Origin of the sequence: Pedobacter flavus (assembly GCF_036324285.1) — a bacterium.
Taxonomy (GTDB): domain Bacteria; phylum Bacteroidota; class Bacteroidia; order Sphingobacteriales; family Sphingobacteriaceae; genus Pedobacter; species Pedobacter flavus.
In genome coordinates, this window is the sequence record NZ_JAZDQU010000002.1 from 56304 (window position 1) to 72633 (window position 16330).

The 16330-nt window shown below is 35.8% G+C and carries 21 protein-coding genes; 13 read left to right on the forward strand and 8 right to left on the reverse strand.

The window, feature by feature from the left end; genetic code table 11:
* Window positions 1–546: a dihydrofolate reductase family protein gene (locus tag VRU49_RS06180; RefSeq protein WP_330145929.1), complete on the forward strand. Its 546-nt coding sequence runs from the start codon at window positions 1–3 to the stop codon at window positions 544–546.
* Window positions 547–552: 6 nt separating this feature from the next.
* Here VRU49_RS06180 and VRU49_RS06185 read toward each other — a convergent pair whose 3' ends face one another.
* The 7 genes from VRU49_RS06185 to rpmB all read right to left on the reverse strand — a co-directional run bounded on the left by VRU49_RS06185 (window position 553) and on the right by rpmB (window position 6295).
* Window positions 553–1632 (reverse strand): Ldh family oxidoreductase, encoded by a 1080-nt coding sequence (locus VRU49_RS06185; protein ID WP_330145930.1) that lies wholly within the window; start codon window positions 1630–1632, stop codon window positions 553–555.
* Window positions 1625–3223, reverse strand: a complete 1599-nt coding sequence (gene bshC / locus VRU49_RS06190; RefSeq protein WP_330145931.1) for a bacillithiol biosynthesis cysteine-adding enzyme BshC — start codon at window positions 3221–3223, stop codon at window positions 1625–1627. Before bshC ends, VRU49_RS06185 begins: the two co-directional genes overlap by 8 nt.
* A gap of 44 nt (window positions 3224–3267) precedes the next feature.
* Window positions 3268–4590: a 30S ribosomal protein S12 methylthiotransferase RimO gene (rimO, locus tag VRU49_RS06195; protein ID WP_330145932.1), complete on the reverse strand. Its 1323-nt coding sequence runs from the start codon at window positions 4588–4590 to the stop codon at window positions 3268–3270.
* A 9-nt stretch (window positions 4591–4599) separates the two neighbouring features.
* On the reverse strand, window positions 4600–5562 hold the full coding sequence (gene ftsY, locus VRU49_RS06200; protein WP_330145933.1) for a signal recognition particle-docking protein FtsY: 963 nt from the start codon (window positions 5560–5562) through the stop codon (window positions 4600–4602).
* Between the two features lie 61 nt (window positions 5563–5623).
* Window positions 5624–5791, reverse strand: coding sequence for a DUF4295 domain-containing protein (locus VRU49_RS06205; RefSeq protein ID WP_330145934.1), 168 nt, complete (start codon window positions 5789–5791; stop codon window positions 5624–5626).
* Between the two features lie 54 nt (window positions 5792–5845).
* Window positions 5846–6028 carry a 50S ribosomal protein L33 gene (rpmG, locus tag VRU49_RS06210; RefSeq protein ID WP_008242799.1) on the reverse strand — a complete coding sequence of 61 codons (183 nt, stop codon included), beginning with the start codon at window positions 6026–6028 and terminating at the stop codon, window positions 5846–5848.
* Window positions 6029–6061: 33 nt separating this feature from the next.
* Window positions 6062–6295, reverse strand: a complete 234-nt coding sequence (gene rpmB / locus VRU49_RS06215; protein WP_330145935.1) for a 50S ribosomal protein L28 — start codon at window positions 6293–6295, stop codon at window positions 6062–6064.
* 439 nt (window positions 6296–6734) lie between these two features.
* Here rpmB and acs point away from each other — a divergent pair, with 439 nt between their 5' ends.
* The 6 genes from acs (at window position 6735) to VRU49_RS06245 (ending at window position 12960) form a co-directional block, all read left to right on the forward strand.
* Window positions 6735–8630, forward strand: coding sequence for an acetate--CoA ligase (acs, locus tag VRU49_RS06220; RefSeq protein WP_330145936.1), 1896 nt, complete (start codon window positions 6735–6737; stop codon window positions 8628–8630).
* A 273-nt stretch (window positions 8631–8903) separates the two neighbouring features.
* Window positions 8904–10154 (forward strand): site-specific integrase, encoded by a 1251-nt coding sequence (locus VRU49_RS06225; RefSeq protein ID WP_330145937.1) that lies wholly within the window; start codon window positions 8904–8906, stop codon window positions 10152–10154.
* Between the two features lie 576 nt (window positions 10155–10730).
* Window positions 10731–11804, forward strand: a complete 1074-nt coding sequence (locus VRU49_RS06230; protein ID WP_330145938.1) for a DUF932 domain-containing protein — start codon at window positions 10731–10733, stop codon at window positions 11802–11804.
* 51 nt (window positions 11805–11855) lie between these two features.
* Window positions 11856–12263, forward strand: coding sequence for a hypothetical protein (locus tag VRU49_RS06235; RefSeq protein ID WP_330145939.1), 408 nt, complete (start codon window positions 11856–11858; stop codon window positions 12261–12263).
* 2 nt (window positions 12264–12265) lie between these two features.
* Window positions 12266–12760: a DUF1281 family ferredoxin-like fold protein gene (locus VRU49_RS06240; protein ID WP_330145940.1), complete on the forward strand. Its 495-nt coding sequence runs from the start codon at window positions 12266–12268 to the stop codon at window positions 12758–12760.
* Between the two features lie 5 nt (window positions 12761–12765).
* Window positions 12766–12960: a 3-isopropylmalate dehydratase gene (locus VRU49_RS06245; RefSeq protein ID WP_330145941.1), complete on the forward strand. Its 195-nt coding sequence runs from the start codon at window positions 12766–12768 to the stop codon at window positions 12958–12960.
* A gap of 292 nt (window positions 12961–13252) precedes the next feature.
* Here the strand turns inward: VRU49_RS06245 and VRU49_RS06250 are convergent, their stop codons facing one another.
* Complete coding sequence (locus VRU49_RS06250) at window positions 13253–13492, reverse strand: response regulator (protein ID WP_330145942.1); 240 nt, start codon at window positions 13490–13492, stop codon at window positions 13253–13255.
* Window positions 13493–13877: 385 nt separating this feature from the next.
* Here VRU49_RS06250 and VRU49_RS06255 point away from each other — a divergent pair, with 385 nt between their 5' ends.
* The 6 genes from VRU49_RS06255 (at window position 13878) to VRU49_RS11480 (ending at window position 16274) form a co-directional block, all read left to right on the forward strand.
* The gene (locus tag VRU49_RS06255; RefSeq protein ID WP_185229392.1) at window positions 13878–14252 is read left to right on the forward strand and encodes an ArsR/SmtB family transcription factor; all 375 of its coding nucleotides are present in this window, start codon (window positions 13878–13880) and stop codon (window positions 14250–14252) included.
* Entirely contained in the window at window positions 14249–14851 is a 603-nt protein-coding gene (gene merTP, locus VRU49_RS06260) for a mercuric transport protein MerTP (RefSeq protein WP_330145943.1), read from the forward strand. Before VRU49_RS06255 ends, merTP begins: the two co-directional genes overlap by 4 nt.
* Window positions 14851–15057, forward strand: a complete 207-nt coding sequence (locus tag VRU49_RS06265) for a GDCCVxC domain-containing (seleno)protein (RefSeq protein WP_081457773.1) — start codon at window positions 14851–14853, stop codon at window positions 15055–15057. The genes merTP and VRU49_RS06265 overlap by 1 nt, the downstream gene beginning before the upstream one ends.
* A gap of 79 nt (window positions 15058–15136) precedes the next feature.
* Window positions 15137–15475 carry a phosphoribosylpyrophosphate synthetase gene (locus VRU49_RS06270; RefSeq protein WP_330145944.1) on the forward strand — a complete coding sequence of 113 codons (339 nt, stop codon included), beginning with the start codon at window positions 15137–15139 and terminating at the stop codon, window positions 15473–15475.
* 6 nt (window positions 15476–15481) lie between these two features.
* Window positions 15482–15889, forward strand: coding sequence for a Fur family transcriptional regulator (locus tag VRU49_RS06275; RefSeq protein WP_084019000.1), 408 nt, complete (start codon window positions 15482–15484; stop codon window positions 15887–15889).
* A gap of 58 nt (window positions 15890–15947) precedes the next feature.
* On the forward strand, window positions 15948–16274 hold the full coding sequence (locus VRU49_RS11480) for a DUF6660 family protein (RefSeq protein ID WP_431311600.1): 327 nt from the start codon (window positions 15948–15950) through the stop codon (window positions 16272–16274).
* Window positions 16275–16330: the final 56 nt, after the last annotated feature.

A 16330-nucleotide genomic window follows, 5' to 3' on the forward strand; every position in this document is an offset into this window, starting at 1 on the left:
ATGGGAAAAGTTATCGCTACATTTAATATGACATTGGATGGCGTATGCGATCATACCGCAGGTATTCCAGATCAAGAAATTCATGATTACTATGCTGATCTTCTAGAACAGGGAGATGCAATTTTATATGGTCGAATTACTTTTGAATTGATGGAATATTGGAGATCATTTTTAGAAACGCCTTCTGAAGATCATTCAATGAATACATTTGCATCTCGGATAAATAAAATTTCGAAAATTGTATTCTCTAATCACCCCTATACAATAGATTGGGAAACCGCTAGAGTGGCAGAACGGTCGCTAGAGGATGAAGTAATGGCGCTGAAAAAATCATTAAATCATATTTATGTAGGTTGTAAAAGTTTAATCCTACAGCTTTTAAATTTAAAACTATTAGATGAGTTGCAGTTATTAATTCATCCTGTAATTGAAGGCAAAGGCAGGAGGTTGTTTGAAGGCATTAATCAAACGACCAACTTGACGCTTATAAAAACTAAAAAATTTAAAGGAGGAGCTATTATTCTTTATTATGAAGTAAAGAAGTAACCGCTTTTATAAACCATTTATTTTTAATGTTGTTGCTAATTGATTTAAATCGTCTACTACCGGTTGTACTAATGGTATTCCTGATTGTTTACGTTCTTGTGTAAACAAATATTCTGGTTCGCCCGGAATTACTACTTTTTTATTAGGATTTACAGTTGTCGCATTTTTAAAAGTTAAAATCCAATTGTCTAAATGTTGTTTAAACTCATCAATCGGCCTAAATCCATCCACACGCATAGCACCTACAAAATGACCAATACCTTCTCCAACCGGATCAGATGGAGGGTCTAAAAACGCTACAAATGGTGGTACCCAAGGGCCATAATTGGCGCCTGAAAGAACAGCCGAAAAGATATCAACTGTAGCACTTAAACCAAATCCTTTATGACTTCCATGATCTTTATCGCTTCCCAACGGAAGTAACGAACCTCCATTTTTTAACGCATCGGGGTCTGTAGTAGAATTTCCTAATTTATCTTGGATCCATCCCTCTGGGACTTGTTTTTTTGCACGTTGGGCAATTTCTAGTTTTCCATTTGCTGCAGTTGCAGTAGCCATATCTACAACCACTGGCGGATAATTACCAGCAGGAAACGCGTAACACATAGGATTAGTACCCAACATACGTTCATTACTATAAGTAGGAGCAACCAGTGGACTAGCGTTGGTCATACTAATACCAATCATATCTTCTTCAACTGCCATTAAAGAATGGTAACCAGCAATTCCAAAATGGTTAGAATTTTTAACAGAAACCCATCCACTACCATAAATTTTTGCTTTTTCTATAGCAATTTTCATGGCAAATGGAGCAACCACTAAACCTAAGCCACTATCTCCATCAACCGTTGCAGTAGTTGGCGTTTCATGGATTATTCTAATATTAGGAGTGGTATTTATTCTTCCTTTACAACAAAGCCTGTAATAGCCACTTAAACGGGCAACACCATGACTATCTACCCCTCTTAAATCTGCCTGTATAAGAACATCAGTAGCTAATTCAGCATGTTCTTCCGAACATCCCATTTCAGTAAATACTTGCTTTGTAAAATTTCTTAAAGTTTCTTCTGAAAAATTTTTATGCATTTAATTCTGGTAATATTATTGTGAAATCGCCGTCAAGGGGATTGAAATTTTTTATTAATGAGCCTATAAAATCGTTACCATAATTAACATACATAGGGGCTAAGTTTAAAACTCTTTCTTGAAGTATGCCACTAGGGAATAATCTATTTTTGAGATTTGTTATTTTATTTAAAGATTCTTGGTGTCTTCTTTTTTCGGCTCTTAATAATTTTTTTTCTAGGTTGTTTAAGATGTTAGCTGTTTTTACAGAAGCTCCTTTTACGGTAGGTTCTAAAGTAGTATCTATACTTTTTGCTTGACCTTCAATATCCTTATAAAGCGCATCTAATTGATGTTTATATTTTTCTAAGGATAAGTTATTCGAAGTATTTTTAGATATCCATTTGTTTTCTAAATCAACATCTATTAAAAATAAGTCCTCGTAACTTATCCCTAAGCTTTTAAAATCTTTAAAGCTTCGTGGGTCTAATACCATGGCAGAATTTCTAAGCAATAAAACAGGGAAATTAATGCCATAGAAATCGAAATTTGCTTTTAATTGAAGCCAATAAGAAACTTCGGCACCACCACCAATATAAGCTAGATTAGGTAAAATATATTCTTGGTATAAGGGCCTCATAATCACATTCGGACTAAATAATTCGGGCTGTGATTGTATTTTTTCTATTATTTCTGACTTAGAAAATTTGATGGTAGAATTATTAACTTCAAAAAAACCATCCTTTTCAATAATTCTCTCACGAAATTTATCGCCCAGATAAAAGAAATTTATTGGTCTGCTAAATACCTGGATAGGGTAGTTATGCGCTTTCAGAAAACTGTTGGTATCTTGAATATTTTTATCGCTATTGCCTTCTAAAATATCTTTTTCAATAATCGGAGAAAACAATTTTTTCAGCTTAGCGTTATCTGCATCAATAATTACTAAGCCAAATTCTTTAAATAAACTATTTACTAAACAGCGTGTTGCGTCTGCTAAATTTGATTGTTTTAAATAGGCACTTTCAATTAATTCGGCTAATTTTTGTGCATTTTCGCTAATTCCTAAATAGGCTTTATAAGCATTTACTGCTTGAGCGATTGATTTTGTGTTTATCTTGCCAGTAACTCCACCTGCATCTTCCTGCCAACTTATCGTTTTGCCATCAAGGTCTATTTGATTTATCTCTTCAAAATCATGATCTTCAGTTGCCATCCAGTACACTGGAACAAAATTATAGGCAGGAAAATTATGCTTCAGTTCTTTCGCTAAATTAATAGTCGAAACTATTTTATAAATAAAATATAAAGGGCCAGTAAATATATTAAGCTGATGACCTGTTGTAACTGTAAAAGTATTTTCATTTAATAAAAGATCAATATTTTGTTCAACAATTTCATGTTTGTCGACATCGCTATATTGTTCCTTTAAAACTTTGTGAAGAACCGATCTATCGCCATGAAATTTATGGTTTTCGATGGTTTTTATGAGGCCATTTAGGTCTGGTCTTTCCTGATAAAGCTTTTTTAAAGCTGGATGATCATTAATATAATCCAAAACCAGCTTCGAAAAAGCGTGTGTATCTTGATAAGATATATATTTTGCCTTCATGTAGCTAATTTAGCTTATTTCAGGATAAATAATGTATTTCTTAATTATTTGACGATTTGTCCATAAAGATCAAAATCCTCAGCACGGTCAATTTTAACATTTATAAATCGGCCAACCGTTGCAAAATTATCTTTTGCATCAATTAGCACTTCATTATCAACTTCTGGCGAATCAAATTCAGTTCTTCCGATAAAGAAATCACCTTCTTTTCTGTCCACTAAAACTTTATAAGTATTTCCAACTTTTTCCTGATTAATTTCAAATGAAATACCTTGTTGTAATTCCATTATCGCGTCAACACGTTCTTGTTTTACTTCTTCAGGAACATCATCAATTAAAGTATGGGCATGAGTTTTTTCTTCATGAGAATAAGTAAAGCAGCCCAATCTATCAAACTTGGTTTCGGCAACCCAGTCGTACATTTCTTGGAAATCTTGCTCCGTTTCGCCAGGGTAACCACAAATTAGTGTAGTTCGCATAGCTATTCCGGGTACTTTAGCTCTAATTTCCTGAACAATTTCAGTAGTTTTTTGTTTAGTAATACCTCTTCTCATAGATTTCAGCATATTATCTGAAATGTGTTGAAGTGGCATATCCAAGTACTTACAAATATTTTCACGCTCATTCATAGCATCTAAAATTTCCATTGGGAATCCAGATGGATAAGCATATTGTAATCTAATCCATTCAATGCCCGGAACATCAGATAAGCGTCTAAGTAATTCGTCTAAATTTCTTTTGCCATATAAATCTAAGCCATAATATGTAAGATCTTGAGCAATTAGAATTAGTTCTTTAGTGCCATTTGCTGCTAATATTTTTGCTTCATTTACCAATTCTTCCCAAGGTCTTGAAACATGTTTGCCCCTCATTAATGGGATTGCACAAAAAGAGCAGGGTCTGTTACAACCTTCTGCAATTTTGAAATAAGCATAGTGAGAAGGGGTAGTCAGCAAGCGCTCCCCAATTAACTCATGTTTATAATTGGCGTTTAGATTATGCAATAAATTTTGTAAATCATTGGTGCCGAAATAAGCATCAACATTAGTAATCTCAGCTTCTAATTCTGGTTTATATCTTTCTGATAAACAGCCTGTAACTACAACTTTCCCTACTTTTCCTGCTTCTTTTAATGCGCTATACTGTAGAATAGTATCTATAGATTCTTGTTTAGCATTATCAATAAATCCGCAGGTATTGATTACCACTATATCATCTTTCCCTAATGAATTAGATTCATGCTCAACATTTAAATTATTGCCACGAAGCTGACCCATTAATACTTCTGAATCGTAAGTGTTTTTGGAACAACCCAGTGTAATTACATTAATTTTGGGTGTTTTTTCTTTATTTGATTTAACGCGCATGATTAGATTTTAGCTGAATAGACTATTTACAAACTCTTTTTTATCAAACAGTTGTAAATCATTAATTTTTTCGCCTACTCCTATATATTTTACTGGGATTTTAAATTGGTCTGAAATACCAATTACAACACCACCTTTTGCAGTACCGTCTAATTTGGTAATAGCTAAAGCATTTACATCAGTTGCTTCTGTAAATTGTTTGCATTGTTCAAATGCATTTTGACCAGTTGAACCATCCAATACCAATAGAATTTCGTGAGGGGCACCTGGAACCACACGTTCCATTACCTTTTTAATTTTACCCAATTCATTCATCAGGCCTACTTTATTGTGTAGTCGGCCAGCTGTATCTATAATTACAACATCTTCTTGGTTGGCAACGGCAGATTGTAGTGTATCGAATGCAACTGAAGCAGGGTCGGAACCCATAGCTTGTGCAACAACACGTACACCTACTCTTTCTCCCCAAAGTTTTATTTGATCAACTGCTGCAGCACGGAAAGTATCGGCAGCCCCAAGTACCACTTTTAAATTTTCTTGTTTTAATTTATGTGCTAATTTTCCAATAGTAGTTGTTTTTCCAACACCATTAACACCAACTACCATAATTACATAAGGTTTATGGTTTCCGTACTCGAAATTTCTGAAATCGTTACTGTTATTTTCAGCAAGAAGCAATTGAATTTCTTCTCTCAGCAACTGTTGAAGTTCATTAGTAGAAAGGTATTTGTCTTTAGCTACCCTGTCTTCAATACGCTCAATAATTTTAAGCGTGGTGGCGACTCCAACATCAGAAGTTACTAATATTTCTTCCAGGTTGTCTAGAACTTCAGCATCTATAGTAGATCTGCCGGCAACAGCTTTAGTGAGTTTACTAAAAAAACCTTGTTTGGTTTTTTCCAATCCACTATTTAGTGCTTCGGTGGTTTCCGGAGTAGTTTCCTTTTTTTTTAAAAAATCGAATAAGCCCATAATACAAAAAAAGCCCTCCCAATTGGTTGGGTGGGCTTAAATATTTTTAATCCAATGAAAATTATTTATTTTCTTGACTTGCTGCAATTGCATCTTTGATGTGATCATTGTGAACGATCGCTTCTTTGAATGAATATGCGCCAGTTTTAGGTGACTTAACCATGGTAATAACTTTTGAGTATTCTTTACCGGTTCCAGTCTTTAGTGTTGCAACTACTTTCTTAGCCATTTTAAATTTTATTTAAGAGTAAAATCAACCTTTATGTAAATAAAGGAGAGATTTTTACTTAATTTCTTTATGAACAGTTACTTTTTTCAATACCGGGTTGAATTTTTTTAATTCTAAACGCTCGGTTGTGTTTTTACGGTTTTTTGTAGAGATGTATCTAGACATACCAGGCATGCCGCTGGTTTTATGTTCTGTACATTCTAAAATTACCTGAACTCTATTTCCCTTTTTTGCCATCTTATTATTTATTTAGCTGATTAGAGCTGTTTTTTATAAAAATCCTTTTTTCATGAAACGGTTAATCGCTTCACTAATACCAATCTTGTTGATTGTTTTAATAGCTGAAGTTGAAACTTTTAGCGTTATCCAGCGGTTCTCCTCAGGGATATAAAATCTCTGAAGTTGTAGGTTCGGATAAAACTTACGTTTGGTTTTAACGTTTGAGTGTGAAACGTTATGACCTTTCATAGCCATTTTTCCGGTTAAATCACAAATTCTTGACATGACTTGCTATTTTGTGTTAAATTAAAGCTCTTGTTTTAAGAGTTTGCAAATATCAGAAATATTTTTTTAAATGACAAATAGAATTAGAGATAATTTTTATTGTTTTCTAATTTCTAGTTTTTCTTTAAATAAACCTACTTAAATTTACTGCTAAACTGAGGTTAGTTTTTTAATTTGCAAGGTACTCCCGTACCATCTCTTATGGCACTAAAGTGCAAATATACAAAATGATTTCTAATCCTTAAAGACTAGTTGTAAACTAATTGATATATGCAGAATTATAGCTGTAAAATCAATTTTCTAAATCATAATTTAAGTATTTTACTTTGTTTCAAATTTCCTTTTGTAAAAGGATTATGTATTTAGTTTGATTTTAGGTTTGAATCATTAAATTTAGAAAATTAATAGGAAGTAGTAATTAAGATAAAATAAAAGAATTATGAAGATCGAATCGTTCCAGGAATATCAGTCGGCTTACCAAAAAAGTGTTCAAGATCCCGCATCTTTTTGGTCGGATGTTGCCGATAATTTTCTCTGGATAAATAGATGGAATAAGGTGTTGGAATGGGATTTTAATGGTCCTGATATAAAATGGTTTGAAGGTGGTACTTTAAATATTACAGATAATTGTTTAGATAGGCATCTAATTACTCAACCTGATGATATAGCCTATATTTTTGAACCCAATGATCCTGAAAAAGAACATGTTACTTTAACTTATAAAGTGTTGCATGAGCGTGTTTGTAGAACCGCTAATATTTTAAAAAGAAATGGTGTTAAGAAGGGAGATAGGGTATGTATTTATATGCCAATGGTTCCCGAATTAACGATCGCTCTCTTGGCTTGCGCCAGAATTGGAGCTGTACACTCAGTTATATTTGGTGGTTTTTCTGCCCGCTCTATTGCCGATAGAATAAATGATGCGCTTTGTAAGTTTGTGATTACTGCCGATGGTGGTTTTAGAGGGGATAAACAAATTCCATTGAAGGAAGTAATAGATGATGCTTTAATGGGTTGCCCTACTGTAGAAAAGGTGATGGTTTTAACACATACCAGAATCCCGGTTTCTATGCTTAAAGGTAGGGATGTTTGGTGGGAGGATGAAGCAAAATTGGTAGATTCTTATTGTCCGTCTGAAGAGATGAATGCAGAAGATCCATTGTTTATTCTTTATACATCGGGTTCTACCGGAAAGCCAAAAGGTATAGTTCATACTTGCGGCGGATATATGGTTTATGCAGGCTATACATTTCAAAATGTTTTTAATTACAGAAAAGGGGAAGTTTTCTTTTGCACAGCAGATATAGGCTGGATTACTGGTCATACTTATATTACGTATGGGCCACTGCTTCAAGGAGCAACAACCGTAATTTTTGAAGGAGTTCCTACTTATCCAACGCCATCCAGATTTTGGGATATTGTTGAGCGCCATAAAGTAAATATTCTTTATACGGCTCCAACTGCAATTAGAAGTTTAATGAGTTTTGGTACAGATCCAGTTAAAGGTAAAGATTTATCTTCTATCAGGGTATTAGGGTCGGTAGGTGAGCCAATCAATGAAGAAGCATGGCATTGGTTTGATCAAAATATAGGTGGTGGAAATGCCCCAATTGTAGATACTTGGTGGCAAACAGAAACTGGAGGAATTCTAATTTCGCCATTGGCTGGAATTACACCTACAAAACCAGGATATGCAACGTTACCGCTTCCAGGAATTCAACCTGTTTTAATGGACGAAGCTGGAAATGAGATTGAAGGAAATGGCGTTACTGGAAATTTATGTATAAAATTCCCTTGGCCTGGTATGTTGCGTACTACTTATGGAGATCACGAAAGGTTTAAATCAACTTATTTCTCTGCTTATCCAGGGTATTATTTTACGGGTGATGGTTGTTTAAGGGATGAGGATGGATATTATAGAATTACGGGCAGGGTAGATGATGTTATAAATGTTTCTGGCCATAGAATAGGGACTGCTGAAGTAGAAAATGCAATTAATTTACATGCAGGTGTGGTAGAAAGTGCTGTGGTAGGTTATCCTCACCCAGTTAAAGGTCAGGGTATTTACGCTTATGTTATTTTCCCGAGAATAGATAAAGATGCTCAATTAACTCGATTAGATATTTTACAAACTGTAAGCAGGTATATAGGCGCAATAGCAAAGCCCGATAAAATTGTTTTTGTTCCCGGTTTGCCAAAAACGAGATCAGGAAAGATTATGAGAAGGATCTTAAGAAAAATTGCTGAAGGTGATATTTCTAATTTAGGTGATACTTCTACACTCTTAGACCCAACGGTTGTTCAAGAAATTATTAAAGCTGCTGAAGCAAAATAAATTTTTTTAGTAAAAAAGATTAGTAAAAAGCAAAAATAAGCAAAACGGTTAAAACCATTGCTATACAAAGCTTTATAAAAACAGTAGTCTTAGTTCGGAAGTCGGTGTCTGATAGGTTTTGGGCTTAAAATGACAAGGTTAGGTTACTAATTCGTTACCGATTGATAAAGGTGACTATATAGCTTAACCGATTATATTTCAGTCTTTTGCACCTCTTTTTACATTCCCTTGTAACTCAATGTAATTTAATTTTAAACGTTAAACATTTGAGTTATGGAACAAACAAAAAAATCGACGTTCAAACTGCTTTTCTACCTAAAAAAGAACGAATTGAAAAAGAACGGTAATGCTCCGATTATGGCACGTATTACCATTGACGGAACCCCTAAAACTTTCGGAACAAAGTTAGAAATTGACCCCAATAATTGGGATTTAATACACGGAAGAGTTCAGGGCAAAAGTGCGCAGGCATTAAGTATCAATAAAAAACTGGATAATATACGTGGGCGTATCGACAAGATTTATGAAGATATGTTGAAGCACGAGGGCTTTGCAACCGCCCAAAAAGTAAAGCTATCGTTTTTGGGTGTTGGCGTATTGGATGATGCAATACTTAAAGTCTTCAACGACCAAAATGAGGATTTTAAAAAATTGGTCGAAAAGGAAGAACGCTCACAAAGCACCTACAACAAGTATATCACAGTTTACAATCATCTTACCACGTTTATAAAGGAACGCTATCATCGTGACGATATGGCTTTTCGGGAATTGACTTCCGATTTTATCCGGGAGTTTGATTTTTACCTCCGGTATGATTTGCAGTCCTCCCACAATACAGTTTGGGTGTACACGATGCCTGTATTAGCCCTTGTGGAACTGGCTATTAAAAAAGGCTTGATACGTGATAATCCTTTTCAGGATTACGAAATCAATATGGAAGAAACCGACCGGGGCTATATCCTTAAAGAAGATGTTGAAAAGCTGATGATGTGCGTACCATCGCACCAACGGTATGAACTTGTAAAAGACCTGTTTATTTTCAGTTGCTTTACAGGACTTGCTTATGCGGATATTAAGAAACTGACAAGGAACAACATTCAATCATTCTTTGACAGTCATCAGTGGATTATCAGCAGGAGAAAGAAATCAGATATTGCTTCAAATGTTCGGTTAATGGAAATCCCTAAACGTATCATTGAGAAATATCAGGGTACGACAAGGAATGAATTTATCTTTCCAGTTCCGACCAATGCAACCTGCAATACTCACATAGGCAAACTGGTTGAAAAGGCAGAAATCATTACGGAGCAAAAAGTAACTTTTCACACGGCAAGGCATACTTTCGGAACAATGTTTTTGACCGAGGGCGTACCGCTTGAAAGTCTTAGCAAAATGATGGGGCATAAAAATATTTCCACTACACAGATTTACGCTAAAATCACAAGCCAAAAAATCAGTAAGGATATGGATTTAGTTACCCCTAAATTCAAGGCAATGGAAGAAGCGTTTATGATGGCAATCTAATCAGCTTTTATCTAATCTCAATGAGCAGAACTTAACGGTTCTGCTTTTTTTATGCCTATCTTTTTGTGTAGGTAAAGCACATTTATTTTCCTCTACGCAATCCAACGCTGTAAAAGAGCTTATTACCTACTTCAGAAATAGAAAATTGAAAAACGAAACCCTTATCTAACGCTCCCTGCTATTCCATTTTTCAAATCCCTATTACAGGCTATCATAGCCTGGTCATTAATGCCATAAAAATTTAGAACAGAAAATTTCCACAATCAACCGGTAAAAAGGCAGCTAAGTTATAGCGGGCAGCCACCTCACACGCCCAACCAAAAGACTACGGCATAATGGCAAGGCAAAATGCTGGCTTCGCCGAATTGCTGTGTGTTGCCTTGCCACCCTCCGGGACTTATTCCGTTTCCTTTCGGTTTTACGCTGTTGCCCGCTTGGATTATCTGCTTTCTTTTTTCCGGTTTTTCTTTTGGAAAAATTTATGCGAAGCGAAGCGGAGCAAACCACAACGGGAAGCGGGAAACGAGAAAAGCGAGTGAGTAAATAACATTTTTCAAACATCAAAATTTTAGCATTATGGCACACAACGTCAATTTCAACGAGCAAACAGGACGTCATTCATTCTTTAGCGTTCAACAAAAAGCGTGGCACGGTTTGGGGCAAATCGTAGAGCAATACCCAACAAGCGAGGAAGCAATAGTACACGCAGGTTTAGATTACGAGGTTATCAAATCCCCACTGTTTACACAGGGCAGAACAATGAGCATAGGCGAAAACGGAGAACTGATTGAAGCCAATGACATCTTAGTACCTAACAGTTTCGCCACCCTCCGCACCAACACCAATACACCGTTGGGTGTAGTAGGCAAAGACTACCATATTGTACAAAACCGTGAGGCGTTCAATTTCTTTGATGCTATTGTAGGCGGAGGCGAGGGAATATTGTACGAAACCGCAGGAGCATTGGGTAACGGGGAGCGTATTTTTATTACTGCCAAGCTGCCCGACTATATCCGTGTAGGTAACGGCGACGACGTAATAGAAAAGTACATCTTCTTAACCACAAGCCACGACGGTAGTGGAAGTATTACCGCAGCGTTTACACCTATCCGTATCGTATGTCAAAACACCCTGAACGCATCATTGCGGAGTATGACCAATGTAGTGCGTATCAAACACACGTCAGGAGCAAAACAACGCCTCGAAAATGCTCACAAGGTTATGGGGCTTGCCAACACACTAAGCACGCAGTTAGAGAACATCTTTAACGATTGGGCTAAAGTAAGGGTAACAGACCGAGAAGTAAGAAAGCTAATCCAGTTGGCACTTTGCCCGAACAAAGAAACGCTTAATCTGCTCAAAAAAGGTGCGGAAGATGAAGTTTCCACCGTGTTTAAAAACACCGTAGATGATGCCTTTGAATATGCTATGATAAGCGACACCCAACAAATGGCAACTACCAAAGGCACATTATTCGGGGCTTACAATGCTGTTACAGGTTACTTTCAGAATGTACGCAATTACAGTGATGGCGAAGCCAAACTACAATCCATTGTAATGGGCGGTACAGCACAGCTAAAGACCCAAAAAGCCTTTGAACTGTGTACAGACTTTGCCTATTCAGGAGCAGTGATTTTCAACTTCAATTAATCATCAAAGGCGACTACCTGCAAAGGTGGTCGCCTACTAAAAACAAAAGATATGAAAGCATTAGATAAAATGGATAACCTCGATAAAGCGGGCTTGTTGTGCAAACTGTTTCCCGCAGAACTGGAGAACCTGCAAAACGCAATAAAAAAGCAATGCGATTATTTTCTGCAAAATGAAACCGCCTTTCGAGAAGGTTGGCATCAAAAAGGATTTTTTACTGCTGAATTTTGGTACAGGCTTGTGCAGAATGCACAAAAAGGAATAGACAAAAATGAACTACTTTGGAAACGCCCGAACTGGTTTACAGACAATTTTTTTGACGGACACAATTCAATCTTCGCTATTCACTGCCTGATTGAATATACAGACGTAGCTCAATGCGACCCGCAACTAAAACATGCAATACACCTGCTTTTCGGAAGCGACAAATTTTTACAGATAACCTTAAACGATAAATAATTATGGCTAATTGGTGCAACAACTGGGTTGTTTTTGAGGGAACAGCCGAAGCAATAGAACAGATAACACAGCTATTCAAATCAATGGCTGAACAGGAACAGAAAGACAACTGCGGGCAATTGCCCGATTTCGTACAAGACACGCACGGAGATTATTTCTACAATATCAGTCAGGACAATGCAAGTGCGGGTGTATTCCATTATGAAACAAAATGGTCGCCAAACACGGATGCCGTTAAGCAGATAGCCGAACATTTCAAAGTGAATTTCATACAGGACTATGAGGAATTAGGATGCTTAGTATATGGTCAGGCAATATTTGAAGACCGCATACTAACGGACACCTGTTTAGATAGCCAGGACTTTGACAGCTATGAATTAGACGAGGAAACAGACACCTACCATTTTGAGGGCAAGGAGTACGACAGCGAATGGGAAATACTCGACACTTTGTTAGAGCGTAAACTCGAAAATCAATTTAACAACATCCAGAAGTAAGAATAATGAAAATCAGAGATAAAAAAGGTAATTGGATTGAAGTTACTGACCTTAAAAAAGCTATTCAGCAAACTGGGTGGTACAAAGAATATCAGCATAATCCACCCGTTGAAAGTGATAAGGAAAGACAGGCATATTGGGCAGATATACACGAGAAATTATTAGCTTTAAAAGTAATGTTAAGTAAACCGAAAAATTAACATTCCGCCTGACCCGAAAAGTCGGGCGGCAAAAAGACAGATCCTCCCGATGGTCGGGCAGTCTTTTTGCTTTAAATTGGTGCAATCCCCCTTTAGCAAAATGCACCGCTTCACAATTCCCTTTCTTTTCCATTTTACCAAACAGGTTGCAGCGTTATTGCGTGGGATATTCGTTATCCCATAATTAGATTTGATAATAACTTCTTTTCTTTCCACATAAGCGACCAAAGAAAAGAAGCAAAAGAACGTCACTTGATTAGAACAGACATTTTATGTTCTTATGATTAGACGGTCAGTTATTGCTGAAATATTCTTTAGCAATTCCAGCTACTTCCATACTAAAATATCTCTTGCCATTAATAACAACTTCAATGGCTTTTCTAAAATCATCTGCATCGCTGCCAATAAGCAGATAACCTGCAAAACCAATCTCTAAAAGAGATTTTACTGTTTTTTCTGTATCAATATCACTATGGGCAATCAGCTTAATGTTTGGATATTGCGTTCTTAATTTTTGAAGCTGCACAAGCACATTCTTGTTGTAAAAATCAAGGTCGATAATGCAAACTTTGGGAAGCTGTTTTAATGTTGATAATTGAGATAATCCTTCTTCAATGTTTTCCGAACGAAATAATACTTCAAGCCTTGAAACAGGATATTGAAAGCAATTACAAACAGATAAAATCAGACATCTTGAATATTGTTGTAAGTGAAATAGCGCGCATTAAGAATGACCCGAACTTGCAGCATTTGGTACAACAAGAATGATTATACCAAATATTTTTGTGCTGTTTCTATTAATATATTGTTAGAAGAATTAAAAGAAACAGCACCATTACATCAACATATAAAATGCCAAATTTTAATACTTATACTTTAGCATTTGCTTAAATAAACAAATTAGCTATATTTACATTATGGATAATACTTCTTGTATACGACAACAGGCTGACATTAAACAAATCAATCGCTGTAAAGAACGAGTTTCAGAACTCCACAGCTCGTTTGACTATTTGTCGAACGGACTTGAATTGACGGGAAATAATGTAAGGCTGAAAATTCTGTTTCTTCTTTATGAAGAAAAACGACTTTGTGTTTGTGATGTGAGTGAAATTCTTGGAATGACAATTTCAGCAATTTCTCAGCACTTGAGAAAACTTAAAGACCGAAAGCTTATTGAAACCGAAAGAGAGGCGCAAACCATTTTTTACTCGTTGACGAAAGAGTATGAAAAAATGTTGGAACCATTTTTTAAAATACTTGACGATAACAAAATTTTAGAAACAATATGAAAACGGACAACAAATTAGTCGGGACTGGACTTTTGACAGCAATTGCAGCTTCATTGTGTTGCATTACACCTGTTTTAGCTCTCATAGCAGGGACGAGTGGACTTGCTTCAAACTTTTCCTGGCTCGAACCTTTCCGACCATATTTTATCGGTTTAACAATTTTAGTCATTGGTTTTGCTTGGTATCAAAAGTTGAAACCGCAAAAGAAAATTGACTGTAAATGTGAAACAACTGAAAAAACAAATTTTATGCAAACAAAATCATTTTTAGGAATTATTACCCTTGTGGCGGCTTTACTTTTATCATTTCCAATTTACGCTCACATCTTTTTTCCAAAGCCCGAAAACAAAACAATTATTACCCAAAGTTCCAAAATTCAGAAAGTTGAGTTTACAATTAAAGGAATGACTTGTTCAGGTTGTGAACATCATATTAAAACAGAGATTAGCAAACTAAAAGGAATTATCGAAGTTGTCGTTTCCTATGAGAAAAGCAACGCTATTGTCAAGTTTGATAATAAGCAAACCAGTATTGCTGAAATCGAAAAAGCTATCAATTCGACAGGTTATAAATCACTAAAAAGTAAAATTATATCATAATGGAAATTAAATTACAATCAATAATAACTTGCCCAAAATGTGGGCACAAAAAAGAGGAAACAATGCCAACTGATACTTGTCAGTATTTTTATGAATGTAAAAATTGCAAAACAAGGTTAAAACCACTACAAGGCGACTGCTGTGTGTATTGTAGTTATGCCAGTGTTCCTTGTCCACCAATACAAAAGGAAAAAAAATGTTGCTAAATAGAACGCATTTTATATAAATCACATAAAAAATCAGTAGGTTTTACTAATTATTTTTAAACAATTGTAAGAATAACTTATGGCATCAACAGAAAAAACATTATCAGAGGTAATTGAAATATTAAGACTAAGAGGTTATACTGAAGATTTTAACCTATTGGAAGAAAATATCTCATACAAAATAGGAGGCGAAAAGGTCAATTTAAGTGACATAGTTATTGATAAAATTTATCGTTTTACAGGACTGAATGACTTGGAAGATGAAGCTATCTTGTATGCGATGAGAAACCAAAAAGACGGAGCAAAAGGGATTTTCGTAAATGGCTATGGCACGTACTCCGACAGTGTATCGAACAGCATCATAGAGCAAATAGCAGTTAACGAAGATGACAAGGATGATTGGACAATAGAAATTTGAATTAGAATGACTGAATTAGAAAATGTTTTACAACAAAGAAATATAAAACCTACCGCAATGCGCTTGTTGGTGGCAGAAAAATTGATGCAGCAACAATACGCCATCAGTCATAAAGAATTGGCAGAACAGTTCGAAAATGCAGATAATGTCACTTTGTTTAGAACTTTAAAAACATTTTTAGAGCACAAACTTATCCATACAATCGATGATGGAACGGGTGTTGTAAAATATGCACTTTGCCAATCCGGCTGCAGTTGTAATCCTTCGGAGCAGCACACGCATTTCCATTGCTCACAATGCAAACGAACTTTTTGCCTTACAGATGCAGAAATTCCCAACATCAATATTCCTCTAAACTTCAAATTAGAAGGTATCAATTTGGTGCTTAAAGGAAGGTGTGACAGATGCAATTAAAATAATCTGAAACTTTGCAATCCGATTGCACAAATTATTTTTCTATATTTGTACCCTAATGAAATGGTTTCTCACAATATGGACTTTTTACCTGATGGTACTCGCAGCGTTGCCTTGCAGCGATGCAAGCAATCAGTGTGAAGATACCGTTCCTAAATTTGAAACCGCCCAATCTCACGACCATAACCAGGATAGCAACGACAATTGTAGTCCTTTTTGCTATTGCAGTTGTTGCAGTGTAAGCATCGGGTCTTTTAATTTCAAGCCTTTTGAAATCAAGCAACCTAAACTTGCTTTCGTTACTAAAAAAATCACAATCCGTGATTACACCTTAATTTCCCGCTACCAAGGAAATATCTGGAACCCACCCAAGTTTAATGTTTAATTTTTACAGATTTTCCAAATGCTGTTGATGGCTGATGTTTAGCCTTAACTGATGAT

Coding starts and splice junctions, on each gene's coding strand:
- VRU49_RS06180 (WP_330145929.1), top strand. CDS start 1: ATGGGAAAAGTTATCGCTACATTTAATATGACATTGGATGGCGTATGC.
- VRU49_RS06185 (WP_330145930.1), bottom strand. CDS start 1,632: ATGCATAAAAATTTTTCAGAAGAAACTTTAAGAAATTTTACAAAGCAA.
- bshC (WP_330145931.1), bottom strand. CDS start 3,223: ATGAAGGCAAAATATATATCTTATCAAGATACACACGCTTTTTCGAAG.
- rimO (WP_330145932.1), bottom strand. CDS start 4,590: ATGCGCGTTAAATCAAATAAAGAAAAAACACCCAAAATTAATGTAATT.
- ftsY (WP_330145933.1), bottom strand. CDS start 5,562: ATGGGCTTATTCGATTTTTTAAAAAAAAAGGAAACTACTCCGGAAACC.
- VRU49_RS06205 (WP_330145934.1), bottom strand. CDS start 5,791: ATGGCTAAGAAAGTAGTTGCAACACTAAAGACTGGAACCGGTAAAGAA.
- rpmG (WP_008242799.1), bottom strand. CDS start 6,028: ATGGCAAAAAAGGGAAATAGAGTTCAGGTAATTTTAGAATGTACAGAA.
- rpmB (WP_330145935.1), bottom strand. CDS start 6,295: ATGTCAAGAATTTGTGATTTAACCGGAAAAATGGCTATGAAAGGTCAT.
- acs (WP_330145936.1), top strand. CDS start 6,735: ATGAAGATCGAATCGTTCCAGGAATATCAGTCGGCTTACCAAAAAAGT.
- VRU49_RS06225 (WP_330145937.1), top strand. CDS start 8,904: ATGGAACAAACAAAAAAATCGACGTTCAAACTGCTTTTCTACCTAAAA.
- VRU49_RS06230 (WP_330145938.1), top strand. CDS start 10,731: ATGGCACACAACGTCAATTTCAACGAGCAAACAGGACGTCATTCATTC.
- VRU49_RS06235 (WP_330145939.1), top strand. CDS start 11,856: ATGAAAGCATTAGATAAAATGGATAACCTCGATAAAGCGGGCTTGTTG.
- VRU49_RS06240 (WP_330145940.1), top strand. CDS start 12,266: ATGGCTAATTGGTGCAACAACTGGGTTGTTTTTGAGGGAACAGCCGAA.
- VRU49_RS06245 (WP_330145941.1), top strand. CDS start 12,766: ATGAAAATCAGAGATAAAAAAGGTAATTGGATTGAAGTTACTGACCTT.
- VRU49_RS06255 (WP_185229392.1), top strand. CDS start 13,878: ATGGATAATACTTCTTGTATACGACAACAGGCTGACATTAAACAAATC.
- merTP (WP_330145943.1), top strand. CDS start 14,249: ATGAAAACGGACAACAAATTAGTCGGGACTGGACTTTTGACAGCAATT.
- VRU49_RS06265 (WP_081457773.1), top strand. CDS start 14,851: ATGGAAATTAAATTACAATCAATAATAACTTGCCCAAAATGTGGGCAC.
- VRU49_RS06270 (WP_330145944.1), top strand. CDS start 15,137: ATGGCATCAACAGAAAAAACATTATCAGAGGTAATTGAAATATTAAGA.
- VRU49_RS06275 (WP_084019000.1), top strand. CDS start 15,482: ATGACTGAATTAGAAAATGTTTTACAACAAAGAAATATAAAACCTACC.
- VRU49_RS11480 (WP_431311600.1), top strand. CDS start 15,948: ATGAAATGGTTTCTCACAATATGGACTTTTTACCTGATGGTACTCGCA.